The 13,903-nt window shown below is 39.6% G+C and carries 5 protein-coding genes; all 5 read right to left on the bottom strand.

Annotated elements, in window-relative coordinates:
- Positions 1–21: 21 nt before the first annotated feature.
- The 5 genes from ACC612_RS04200 to ACC612_RS04180 all read right to left on the bottom strand — a co-directional run bounded on the left by ACC612_RS04200 (position 22) and on the right by ACC612_RS04180 (position 13,608).
- Complete coding sequence (locus ACC612_RS04200) at positions 22–2,613, bottom strand: PGF-pre-PGF domain-containing protein (protein ID WP_371853221.1); 2,592 nt, start codon at positions 2,611–2,613, stop codon at positions 22–24.
- Positions 2,614–2,894: 281 nt separating this feature from the next.
- Complete coding sequence (locus ACC612_RS04195; protein ID WP_371853219.1) at positions 2,895–4,670, bottom strand: PGF-pre-PGF domain-containing protein; 1,776 nt, start codon at positions 4,668–4,670, stop codon at positions 2,895–2,897.
- A 338-nt stretch (positions 4,671–5,008) separates the two neighbouring features.
- The gene (locus ACC612_RS04190; protein WP_371853218.1) at positions 5,009–6,967 is read right to left on the bottom strand and encodes a PGF-pre-PGF domain-containing protein; all 1,959 of its coding nucleotides are present in this window, start codon (positions 6,965–6,967) and stop codon (positions 5,009–5,011) included.
- Between the two features lie 137 nt (positions 6,968–7,104).
- A complete protein-coding gene (locus ACC612_RS04185) occupies positions 7,105–9,462 on the bottom strand; it encodes a PGF-pre-PGF domain-containing protein (RefSeq protein WP_371853217.1) in 2,358 nt (785 codons plus the stop codon).
- Positions 9,463–9,594: 132 nt separating this feature from the next.
- Entirely contained in the window at positions 9,595–13,608 is a 4,014-nt protein-coding gene (locus tag ACC612_RS04180) for a putative Ig domain-containing protein (protein WP_371853216.1), read from the bottom strand.
- Positions 13,609–13,903 lie beyond the last annotated feature (295 nt).

The following is a 13,903-nucleotide window of genomic DNA, read 5'->3' as shown; positions in this document are numbered from 1 at the left end:
ATTTTTGTACGGGGATGCACATTAATTCAGATGCCCTTTTCTAAAGTACTTATATCCAAATGCAAACAGAATGGCAACTACGTTGACCATAATGTAGATCCATACAGTGGATGTTTCTGCTTTTGTTTCTCCCACAGGTTGCTCTGCGACCTGAGCAATATCCCTTTGACCATCCTCATTAATTGAGGATGAATATGTCTTTTGGGCAGTGATAGCAAATGGAGAGAAACCTGGGGTTTTTGCTTCGAAAACTGTATAACTCACATTGCTACTATTCAGTGTTGTAGGCAGCACTTCCCATGCAGTTCCATTATATCTTTGTAATTTTATCTCTGCAGGACTTACACCCAAGTCTTCTAACCATGAATTATTTACTTTGAACTGGATGTTAGCATCCTTGATGTTTGCTGAAGTAGCAAATCCAGCCTTGCCAACCCAAATATTGACATAGTTATATACGAATCCTTCAGGGCTGCTATTTACGAGTTTAGATCTATTGTTCAGTACTTCTATAGTAGAAGTCTTCTCTCCAGAGTTCTTAAGGGAATAGAACCTTATGGATTGTACGGGATTACCTTCCTTTGAAAACTCATATCTCACATTTTCATTTATTTTTAGATATTGGGTGTCAACGTCTTTCATTGCTAAGTTGGAAAAGTCTTCTACACTACCTGCACCACCACCTCCACTACTGCTACTACTCTTTTTACTACTGCTACTACCACTGCTTCCTCCACCTCCACTCTTGCTGGAGGATTTAGTTGTGAGGCTAATGCTTACTGCTTTGCCTTCAAACCCATAGTTAGCATACGGAACTAAAGTATAATTATAAGTAGTGCCAGCTTCAAGGCGGCTGTCTGTATAGGACATTGAGCCATTCACAGTTCCAAGGATATTGTTATTCCTGCTTATTATCACGCTTGAAGTGTCATTGGAAGATTCCCACACCACTGTGATTGAGTTAGTTGTAATGTTTACTCCCGTAAGAGTAATGATTTCCGGATTGGCATTCACTGTAGTTGCCGAATCTGCAACCATTTCAGAATCAACATTTCCTTCAATATCAACAGTTTTAATACCTATGCTATGTGTGGTGCCCCCTACCAGGCCAGTTAGCTCGTAGTAGTTGTTGGAAGTCATTGTGGCAAAGGAACCATCAATGTATACTATAACATGACTGAATCTTGAATCTGTGGGGTTTGTCCAAGTCCATCTTATCCAGGTTGACCCTACAGCACTATCCTGCAGGTTTGTTACGGGTGCAAATTCATTTGATCCACCATTTATGATCTTAGATGAATCGAATGTTGCTTCCGCTGACTGAAGGTCTGTTAAAGCCTTATTCACTTCAGCTTGAGTTGCACCATTGTCATCAGCAACTTCCTGTGCCGTATCAATTGCTGCCTTTAATTCATCTATTGCTGCTTGAGGATATTGACCTATATCGGTTCCTGCAACTGCAGTATCAGTTTTTATTTTGGCAACAGCAACAGCTGTTATTAACGCACTTTTATTTATAGACGTTATTTTAGATGCATCGAAAATATCTTCTGCTACTTCTAAATCGCTAAGAGCTTCAGAAACATCAGTCTCAGTTGCACCCGCATCGTCAACAACTTCCTGTGCATTGTCAATAGATGTTTCAAATTCATCTATTGCTGTTTGAGGATATTGACCTATATCACTACCTGCAACTGCAGTAGCTATTTTTTTATTAGCAACTGCAATAGCTGTAATTAGTGAACTCTTATCAATGGATGTTATTTTAGAAGCATCGAATTCATCTTCGGCAGCTTCCAAACTGTGCAGGGCATTATCTACCTCTGTTTGTGTTACATCTATATCGTCAGCAACTTCTTGTGCTGTGTCAATAGCTACTTCAAATTCATCTATTGATGCCTGCGGATATTGACCCACATCAGTCCCAGCAATTGCAGAATCTATTTTTTCAGTTGCATAATCGATAGCTGCTGCTAACTCACTTTTATCTATTGTAATTACAGAAGCATCGAATTCATCTTCAGCTGCTTCTAAATTGCTCAGCGCGTTATCTACCTCTGTTTGGGTAGCATCTGCATCGTCCACAACTTCCTGTGCAGTATCAATGGCTGTTTCAAATTCATCTATTGCTGTTTGAGGATATTGACCCACATCAGTTCCAGAAACTGCAGAATTTACTTTTTCATTTGCATTAGCAATGGTTGCCATTAATTCACTTTTGTCTACATTTGCCATGACAGTAATAGTAACGATCTCAGAATCAGATGCGTATGAATAGTAGCTATATGATTCTACAATAAATTCCACATTATAATCACCTGCACTACCAACAGACGGAGTCCAGCTGAAAGTATGGGTATACGGATCAAATGTAGCCCCCGAGGGTAAGTCCACAGCTGAATATTTTATTGTAGCATACCTATTGTTCTCTGTTGCATAAACATTTAGAGTCAACTGCTCATTCTCAGTAACAGTAAAAGTAAGAGGTTCACCAGTTACTTCTTTGTCGCCAATTGTTGAAAATACCGGGACAGCTGAACTAATTCCAGCTGTCAGTAAAAAAAATAGTACTGACGTGTTTATACAGATCAATTTACTTAACCTGATTTGCATATGTACCACCTAATTCACAACTACAGAAGATTTTTGTCCACCTTATCGTTGTGATATTGCTTGTAAGTTACATATAGATAGTATATAAAGATATTTAGAAAAATATAACTTTTACTAATATATATTATGTCCTCTAAACTTTATAATGATTATCTATATTTGTCCAAAAAGAACTGCAAAGATTATGGCAAACTAAACACCTTTCTTTGTCCACATAAGAAACTTGTATGTGGACTGTAGAAATTATTTAAAATCCCTGTATATTATACAGGGATTTGAGATTAATTTTGCTTTCCCTTTTTCAAGTATTCATATCCAACTGCAAGCATGCCTACCAGGATAATAGCCATAATATAGGTCCACACATTGGATTTTGCCGGTTGTGTTCCTTCCAGCCCGATATCTTCTGCGTGAGCTACATCAATTTGAACATTACCATTGGCAGAAACTGCAAATGCCTTTTCCGCAGTTATTGCAAATGGAGAGAAACCTGGGGTTTGTGCTTCAAAGAACGTATAGTCTGCATTACCGCTTTGCAAAGTAGTTGGAAGAACTTCCCATGTAGTTCCATTATATCTTTGCAGCCTTATTTCTGCAGGACTTACACCTGTTTCCTCCATCCATGAATTATTTACCTTGAACTTAATATGAACATCCCTGATATTATTTGAGGTAGCAAATCCAGCCTTGCCTACCCAGATGTTGATATACCTGTACACCAGACCATCGGGGTTACTTTTAGCCAGTTTTGATCTGTCGTTTAGCACCTCTACAGTAGATGCAATTTCCCCAGAATTCTTAAGGGAATAGAAGCTGATGGACTGGACATCATTGCCATCTCTTGAAAATTCATAGACCACATCGGAATCAATCTTTAGATATGCAGTGTCGACATCCTTCACTGCTACGTTTGTGAAGTCTTCAACACTTGTTGCACCGCTGCTTCCACCACTGCTACTGCTCTTCTTACTACTCCCTCCACTGCTTCCCCCTCCGCTCTTGCTGGAGGATTTGGTTTTCAAGCTGGCATTTACTGCTTTACCTTCAACCCCGGAGTTGGAATATGGAGTTAAACTATAGCTATAAGTAGTACCTACTTCCAAACCACTGTCCACATAGAATGTAGATCCACTGACAGTAGCAAGGACTACGTTATTCCTGCTTATTTTCACACTTGCAGTGTCGCTGGAAGACTCCCATACGATCTTAATCGAAGTGGTCGTAATATCATTTCCGGCAATGCTAGTGATCTCAGGAACTATTGTTGTTGCAGTTGCTGTAGCTGCCGAATCAACAATCATTTCAGAATTTACGTTACCTGAAGTATCAACGGTTTTGAGACCGATGGTATGTGTAGTACCCCCAACCAATCCAGACAACTCATAAGAATTAGTGGAAGTGGTCGTTACAAAAGAATTGTCAATATAGACCATGACATGACTGAAATCAGAATCGTTAGGATTTGTCCATGCCCATCTTATCCAGGTAGATCCCACAGCACTTTCCTGCAGATTTGTTACAGATGCGGGTGGTGTTGGCAGTTCAGTTGTAATCTTAGCTGCATCAAATGTTGTTTCAGCAGATTTGAGTTCTGTTACAGCCCTATTTACTTCAGCCTGAGTTGCAGCGGCATTAGAAGCAACTGCCTGTGCTTTACTAATAGCTGATTTAAATGAATCGATTGCATACTGGGGATACTGACCAACAGCAGTACCAGCTACTGCATTATTTGCTTTTGAAGATGCAGTCGAAATAGCTGAAGTCAAAGCAGCCTTATTAACGGTTTTTATTCTGGCATTATCGAAAATTGTCTCAGCTTTTTTGAGATCTGCAACAGCCTGGTCCACCTGTTCTGTACTTACGTTTTGATCATCAACAATTTCTTGTGCATTACCAATAACCATTTCAAATGCATCAATTGCAGACTGGGGATATTGACCGTAAGATGTACCAGCTACTGCATTCTCTAACTTGTCATTGGCAGTTACAATAGTGGATATTAATTCAGCTTTATAATCTATAGTTGCATTATCAGCTAAGCCTAGACCCACAGTCATTGATACCAAAAACAATACAATTCCAACGTAAATCAACCCTACTAGAAAGTAAGTAAATCTATTGAACTTGATTTGCAGACGTACCACCTACTTCACAACCATAGAGGATTTTTATATTCCTTATTGTTGTGTCATTAGTAGTAAATTTTAATGAGGAGATATTTAAAGATTTTTAAAAAAGTATGTTCATTATGATTATATTTTTCGTATTGATAATTTTTTGATTTCACATGGATGATGTACCAAACAACACACATTAAATAGAGAGGACATACAAATAATAAAATAATATAACGAGTGAGTAAAGGATTCCCCGTATCTACAGGGAATCACCTGAATCACTTATGCCCTTTCTTAAGATACAAATATCCAGCTACAAATGCTCCGATCAGAAGGAACACCATCGCAACAATCAATATATTCAAGTTTTCCCCCTGTTTCTCCCCCTCATCTAGATCAGTTGCCTTAGAAGAAGCAAGTTCTTTGCTTACAGTGATAGCAAACGGAGAAAATGCCGGAGTCTGAGACTCAAATACAGCATAATCCACGGTATTGCTGTCCATAGTAGTTGGCAATACTTCCCAAACATCTCCATTATATCTTTGCAATGTCACATCTGCAGCATTTAAACCCACCTGCTTAAGCCAGGAATTATTCACCCTGAACTTAATCCGGGCATCTTTGATAGCAGATTCATCAACGATACCTGGACCGCCCACCTGTATGTTGACATATTTGTATACGATTCCTGCAGGATCGCTACTCACCTTACTTGACCTGGTCTTAAGTACTTCTACTGTGGAGGCTACATCTCCCAAATCTTGAAGAGAATAGAAACTAATTGAGAGAATATCATTGCCCTCTCCCGAAAATTCATAACTCACAGTTGAATCCATTGCAATCGAGACACTTACAACATCTGTCATGAATAAATTGGTAACATCCTCTGAACTGTAATTACTTACCTCAGTGTAAGATGTCGGTGATATCTGAGCATCAGAAGGAGATATTACATTTATAGTAGCAATCTCTGAATCTGTGAGTCCATCTAATTCTGCTGTGAATGTAACTGTGTATGTTCCAACACTCCCTGAGCTTGTGTCCCAACTGAAAACACCTGTACTCGGATCAAGAGTAGCTTCTGCGGGCATATCTGAAGCTGAGTATATAACACCAGCATCAGCGTTCACAGTTGAAATTGTAAATGTAAGGGTTTCATTTTCGCGGACAGAGTGATCACCTATAGGAGACAGTTGAAGTGCTCCACTTTCATTGCCTGTCATTGAACCATCAGAAGTTGTATTCTTGTCTGTGGCAAGTGATGCTCCAGACGATCCCTGTTGAAGAACAAAAAGACCATTATTTGAATCGGCCAAATAGATATATTCTCCTGACACTGCAACACCATTAGCATTGCCCTCAGTACCATAATTACCTATAAAACCTGGAGAAGAAGGTGTACTGATATCCAAAATTGTAAGACCTGCATAATCGCTTACATAAGCATAATTACCTGATACAGCAACATCATTTGCATCTCCATTAGTAGAGTAACTATTCATCAGAACCGGCGATGAGGGCGTACTGATGTCTAAAATTACAAGGCCAATAGAGTCGGCCACATAAGCATAGTGTCCGGATATAACAATATCATAGGCATAAACTGCATCATAAGTTCCCACAAGACTTGGTGAAGAAGGAGTACTTACGTCAATCACCGCAAGACCATTGCTCCCATCAAAAATACCTTTACTATCATCGGCTATGTAGGCATAATTGCCTGATACTGCAACACCATTTCCAAAACCAATAGTATCATATGTACCTACAAGCTCCGGGGAAGAAGGAGTACTTACATCGATAATAACAAGGCCATTGCCGTCAGCTGCATAAACAGAATTACCTAATACAGCGATATCACGAATAAAACCTTCAGCATCATAGCTGCCTGCAAGGATAGGCGAAGAAGGCGTGCTGATATCAAAGATAGCAAGACCGCTGTCACCATTGGCTATGTATGCATAATTACCGGAGATCACAACATCGTTAATTTCTGATAAAGAAACTATCCTCCCCACTTCGGAAGGATTAGCAACATCACTAACGTCGAGTACGACAAAGTCCTGTCCCTGGCTTACATATGCATAATCATCTACTATAACAACGTTTGTTATTTCCCCACTGAATTGGCTAACAAGCCTTACGTTGGTATTGTCTGCCAAAACAACTCCTGCAGTAACCATCAAAAAGAGCAATATCATTACAAAACGAATAGAACTATTTAATCTGACTTGCATCATTCTCACCAGCTCCTCAACAATAGAGGACTTTGATCTTTTATAGACATATTGTAAAACTGATCATCTGTTGATATATGGAAAATTCCATAAAATGGAAAATTGCCCTGTACCTTAGTACAGGGGTAAAAATTGATTTAACTTCTTCTCATGTAGAGATATCCAACCACAAGCAACCCAATTCCCAGTATTGCCATAACAGGGACCAGCATATTGGATTTCTCTGGCTGTGTTTGAGCACTGCTTTGACTTTCTGTTGGAACAGCACCAGAGGGAGTTTCTGACTCCAGAGTCTTTAGATTTGTATCCGTTGTATTCAATGAGGCTCCAGTATTTTTATCGCCGATAATGGCAAACGGAGAAAATCCCGGAGTTTGTGATTCAAATACTAAATATCCCGCTGTTTCATTCTGCAAAGTTGTAGGCAGCACTTCCCATGAAGTTCCGTCATATCTTTGCAATCTTATACTTTCAGGGCTTAGACCCATCTCTTCGATCCACGAACTGTTTACCTTGAATTTCACCTGTGCATCTTTTAGATTAGATTCTGTAGCAAAACCAGATTTACCGACCCAGATGTTGATGTATTTATAGATTAGCCCTTCAGGACTACTATTTACAAACTGTGACTGGTTCTTCAGAACCTCTATAGAAGTAGTGATTTCACCTGAGTTCTTAAGAGAATAAAAGCTAATAGACTCTATAGGATTACCTTCCCTTGAGAATTCATAGGTAACATTGGAATCGATTTTCAGATATTCATTACTGACATCTTTAAGGACTATATTCTCAAAGTTCTCAGCACTACCTGAGCCCCCGCCTCCGCCACCACTGCTACTACTCTTAGTACTGCTGCTTGCACTACTACTTCCACTGCTTCCTCCGCTACTGCTACTTCCTCCACTACTGCTATCACTGCCGGAAGAAGAAGATGATGAGGAAGAAGTACTTAAAGTGATACTTGCTACAATTCCTTGTGTTCCATTACTGTAATGTGGCAACAAGGAATAAGAATAACTGGTATCACTGGCCAAACCAGTATCTATATACGTTGAAGTAGGGAGCGTTACATTTCCAATCAGAACTGAATCACGATACAAATCCACAGTAGCTATGTCTGCAGAATTAGACCATGTCAATGTTATGGAGCTTGAACTAATTCCACTTCCTGAAAGCTCCGAAATATCCGATCCTTCAGAACTAGCAGCTGAACCAGAAACAGTGATTGTTATAGTTTCCGAAGCAGCAAGACCGTTAGATTGTGCATCAAATGTGACAAAATGTTCACCTGCATCACTAGAAGTTGGAACCCAGCTGAAATCACCTGTTGTTTCATCAAGAGTAGCACCATCTGGCAGACCCCTTGCAGAGTATGTAATCTCACTACCATCCGAAGATGTCGCTGAAACTGTGAATTCCAGCAATTCATTCACATTGACTGATTTATCCCCTATTTCCGAAATTGAAGGTCTTACATCAGTCCCATCATCATCTGTAGTAGAGTTGTCATCTGAGACAGTTGTCCCTGAGGAATTGCCCAGCTTAACAACAACAAGACCATTACTGTAATCAGCAACAAAAACATAACCATCCGACACATCAACATCAGATGCATATTCTTCACCGTAACTTCCCATATTAAGAAGAGAAGCGGGATTGCTAATGTCCAGGATCACAAGGCCTCCATAGTCAACTAAATATGCATAATTGCCCGAAATAGCCACAGCGTTTGAATCCCCACTACCTGAATATCTTCCAGCGAGAGTCGGTGATGATGGATTGCTTACGTCCAGAATAATAAGCCCACTAGAATCTGCCACGTAAGCATAGTTTCCCGATACAGCTACATCATATGCGTAAACATCAGCATAAGTTCCTGCAAGAGTAGGAGAAGTTGGATTTGAAATGTCTACAATAGAAAGGCCATTGCTGCCGTCAAAAATTGCTTTGCTATCATCGGCTATGTAAGCATAATTACCTGAAATTGCAACACCATTTGCAGAGCCAATGGTTTCATAACTTCCTACAAGAGTGGGAGAGGAAGGAGTAGTGACATCTACAATAATAAGATCGTTACTATCGGCTGCATAAACATAATTGCCTGATACAGCAACATCAAGAATAGAGTATTCTGTAGCATAACTGTCCACTATGACAGGAGATGAAGGATTATTAACATCAAGGATAACAATGCCACTTTCACCATCAGCCAAGTATGCATTAGTACCTGATACCGCAATACCTTCTATGCCTGAAGGAGCAGTGATCCGAGCTATCTCAAAAATATTCGTAATATCGGTTATATCAAGTATAACAAAATTCTCGCCTTGACCTATGTATGCATAACTTCCATCCACAGCAACATCTGAAATATCCTCACCAAACTGATTAACTATATCCACATTTACGTTAGCTGCAGAACATATCCCAGTTGCTGCCATCAAAATCAACAACATTAGCCCAAAATGGACTGATCTACTTACTTTGATTTGCACTTTTATCACCAGCTCCTCAATACAGAGGATTTTGATTACTGTAAGAATTTGTATACTTCTCCGACACTCTGATTTTTGTCAATCATCATTTTACTTTTGACCCCCTGTGCATGCGTACAGGGGGTTACCGAATTAATTATCTCGGTTCTTCAGATAGGAATATCCGACAACAAGCAATGCGATTGCAAGCATGGATATTATAATTGTCCAGATGTTGGACTTTTCAGGTTGACTTTCTATCGGACCGGTATTTTCAATCTGAGTAGGCTCTGACTCTGTATCACTACTTACAGGAGCAGCCAGAACTTTTTCAGCTGTAATTGCAAATGGAGAAAATCCAGGTGTAGTTGATTCAAATATTGAATAGTCAGTGGTACTGCTTTCCAAAGTTGTGGGCAGCACTTCCCATTCATCTCCATTGTATCTCTGCAATCTTATATTTTCAGAGCTTACACCCATTTCTTCTATCCATGAGTTAGAAACTCTGAATTTGATCCTTGCATCCTCTATGTTAGAGGCTGTAGCAAAACCAGATTTGCCCACCCATATATTTAAATACTTATATATAATACCTTCTGAGTCACTGCTTACTGACTTAGATTTATTACTAAGTACCTCAATAGAAGAAGTGATTTCACCTGAGTTCTTAAGAGAATGGAAACTGATTGCAAGGATATCGTTACCCTCTCCATTAAACTCGTAAGTGACATTAGCATCTATTCCCACATATTCGGTATCAACATCTTTGAAGGCTATGTTTTCATAGTCCTCAATACTACCAGAGCTTCCGCCTCCACCACCACTGCTGCTTTTCTTGGAACTAGTACTACTACTACTGCTTCCCCCGCCTCCGCTGTTACTGGAGGATGAAGTGGAAGTGTGAAGAATAATGCCTAGTGCAGTGCCTTTATTTCCGCTGATATCATAAGGCACTAGCAAATATTCATAAGTGGTATCGCTATTCAGGTTATTATCTATGTATTGTGATACTGATCCTGTTACATTTCCAATGATAGTAGCATTTCTGTACACTTCAACTAAAGACACATCCTCAGAACTTGTCCATGCTAAAGTTATAGAGTTTGAACTTACGTCTTTCTCTTCAAGATTGGAAATGAGCGGGGCTGAATCGAGCACATTGATTGTTACAGTCTGTGAATCAGTAAGCCCATTAGATTCTGCAATGAAAGTAATTTCATAATTTCCGTCAGCACCCGGTGTCCAGCTGAAATCACCGGTTTCGGTATCCAACACTGCACCCTCTGGAAGCGAGTCTGAAGAATACACAACAATATCTCCATCCTCATCCGTAGCTGAGATGTTGAAAGTCAAAAGCTGGTTTTCATCTGCTTCTTTATCACTTATGGCAGCAAATTCCGGTGCCCTGTCTACATTATTAACTGTTATCACTACATTTTCAGATTTGATCAGACCATTTGATGTGGCTATGAAATCCACATTATATTCACCAGAATCACTATAAGTTGGAACCCAGCTGAATTCACCTGTTACATTGTTAAGATTAGCTCCAGAGGGCAAGTTGACAGCCAAATATGAAATCACATCGTTGTCGATATCTGTAGCTGAAATCAGGAAACTAAGTGTCTCATTCTCGTTTACCACTTTGTTGCCTATAGCACTCATTTCCGGTTCTCTGTCAACATTGTTTACAGTGATAATAACTGTCTCAGAATCTGTCAGATTACCTGCTTCTGCAATGAAATCTAAGGAATAAGAACCAGAATCGTTGTAATCTGGCCTCCAGCTAAATGTTCTTGTGCCGGTATCAAACGTAGCTCCCCCAGGCAGACCTGCAACAGAATATGTAATTGGATCGCCTTCTGGATCAGTAGCTGAAATAACAAATTCAAGCAGCTCGTTTTCATTCAGATTTTTATTACCAATTGGATCCAGTTGTGGTGCACTACCAATGTCACCAACTGTAATTGTAATTGATTCCGAGTCACTAAGACCATTAGCCTCTGCAGTGAATGTTACCTGATAATTTCCAGCAGCTTCAGTGGATGGAGTCCAACTGAACACACCTGTATTAACATCAAATACAGCACCTGAAGGCAAACCTGCTACAGAGTATACGATTACATCGCCATCTGGATCAATAGCTGAAACAGCAAATTCCAGAAGACTATTCTCGTCTATCGCTTTGTTATCGATAGCTTCAAGTTCCGGTACTCTGTCGACATTATTAACCTTTATAATTGCTGCTTTAGAAGTTGTGTGCTCTCCATCAGTTACTGAAAATTGAACTGTATAGGTTCCTACATCATCATAAGTAGGAGTCCACGAAAAGATATTACCTGTGAGAGTACCAAATGAAGCGTCTGTGGAATATGTCAGATCATCCCCATCCATGTCAGTAGCTATGAGGTTAATTTCTATTGATTCGGTTTCATTTAGCTCCTGGTCTTCAACAGCTGCAAGTACAGGAGCACGATTAACATAACTTGTGAAAACGTTAAGTGCATCCACTCTTCCATATCCTGAAAGGTAATCAAAACCGGAAGATTCTACATCTTCAGCACTTTCATATAATATGCTGCGCACTTCAGCGGCTGACATATCTTTATCATATCCCCAAATCTGTGCAGCCACTGCTGCTATGTGGGGCGCTGATGCACTGGTTCCGGAGAAGATTGTACCAAAATTGCCTGCTCCGGTGACAGCTACACGATCAACACCAGCTAGGTCTGGTTTTTGCCGTGTAGTGGAAGTCGGAGATGTAATAGTTACAGGGCCTCTTGAAGAATATGATTCTACTTGATCATGACCCTGATCATTGGCAGATATTGCTGCCACAGCAATAGCATCTGTCACTGCCGGATGGCCAAATATAGAATCTGCGGAGGTAAGATTGGTTTTGTCTAAGCTCACACCAGAAGTGGGATATATGAACATTTCAAGAGTACGCTGCTGTGCAGTACCATCCCGATTTTTAATCTTTATATAAGCCGGTTCTGTAAGATAAGGAGTAACAGTCCATTCTAAAGGATCGCTATTGCCGTTCTGAATATTCGTGGAATAAGCGATCGTCTTTCCAGACTTATCCATCACATAAAGATCGTAATCATTAGCAGAAGAGCCAAACTGATCATCCCACTGAAGGAACAACTGGTAAGAAGAACCTGCGGGAAGAGTGAATATCTTGTCATGATAACCACTACCATCATCACCAAATATGCCCTGGTAATGTCTCCCCCCTGAGTTACCTGCAGAAGATATGTATACAATGTTGTTATTTGCTATTACTTCAGCAACATGCTGTGCCACGACACCGTCTTCAAAGAACGGTTCATCGGGCCAGGTAATGTCATCTACTATAATGGTACAGCCTTCAGCTATTAATTCATCAATAGCATCATTGAATTCATATACACTACTTCCGTGATCATGGAAGTATAATTTTGCGCCGGGTGCCATGTCATAGATGATCTCCATCATGGCAATGCCTTCATTACCCCCAACACCATTACTCAGTACTGTAACATCCGAAGGAAGATCCCCTGAAGCCTGAGCTTTAGAAATAGCATCTACACCATTAGAAATTACCCCTATTTTTATGCCATTACCATTTTGAGAATAGCTCGAACGCACTACATCTGTTCGATGAATGGCATCTCCTGCAGTAGTAGCAGAACCAACATTTACCACTGGTTGTACAACTGTTCTTACATTACGGACTTGTTCAAGAGAAGCAATTTCTTCTAGCCTGCTTACATCTACCCAGGCAGCAACAAGTGAATGTTCCTCATCTCTGCTGGTAACATTCCATACATATGGATCTATTACCGATGTTTGTTCACCCTGAAGCAAGCTGATGTATACAAATACAAGCTGCTCTGCGGATTGATCCACTACATCCGTTGAATACCCGAGAGAATTGGTATAAACGTTTTCTGAATTAATGTCATTATAACCGAGAACATCATCAAGAAGTTCACTACTTAGTTTTTGCTGTTCTTCAGTCAGATTTGAATTGTCAATTACAGTCACGCTCTCTGCCTGATTTGCATTATTTGTGTTCTCTTCTCCAATTGCTACAGACAAAGAACCAAATACGACTATACTTGAAATTAGTAAAATTATTGCAAAACTAATCAATTGCTGAATCTGTCCTTTACAGTTCATTGTACCCCTTAACCGTAAATAATTGTGAATAATCTTCCCAAAGAAAGATCAATTTATTATCAATATGCTTTCTGGGGTATGTCATAAGAGTTTAAGTAAGTAATCTTAAATTATATTTTATATTTCATATTATTGAATTAATAACAAGAAAAAATATGAAAACTACTTAGAACAAGTAATCGGTTTGCGCAGAGCACTCATTAACGAAAATCATCTGTTCAATGAGTATTCTGCGCTTGGATGTATTTTTAATTCATGCTTATTTGTTGTAAAGGCATTAAAAAAGAAACAGCCT

Origin of the sequence: Methanomethylovorans sp. (assembly GCF_041447285.1) — an archaeon.
Classification (GTDB): domain Archaea; phylum Halobacteriota; class Methanosarcinia; order Methanosarcinales; family Methanosarcinaceae; genus Methanomethylovorans.
This window is presented reverse-complemented; position numbering and strand designations above follow the sequence as displayed.

What these genes read in the sequence shown, in the direction of transcription:
- ACC612_RS04200 (WP_371853221.1), bottom strand. Translation starts at nt 2,613, where the DNA reads ATGCAAATCAGGTTAAGTAAATTGATCTGTATAAACACGTCAGTACTA.
- ACC612_RS04195 (WP_371853219.1), bottom strand. Translation starts at nt 4,670, where the DNA reads ATGACTGTGGGTCTAGGCTTAGCTGATAATGCAACTATAGATTATAAA.
- ACC612_RS04190 (WP_371853218.1), bottom strand. Translation starts at nt 6,967, where the DNA reads ATGCAAGTCAGATTAAATAGTTCTATTCGTTTTGTAATGATATTGCTC.
- ACC612_RS04180 (WP_371853216.1), bottom strand. Translation starts at nt 13,608, where the DNA reads ATGAACTGTAAAGGACAGATTCAGCAATTGATTAGTTTTGCAATAATT.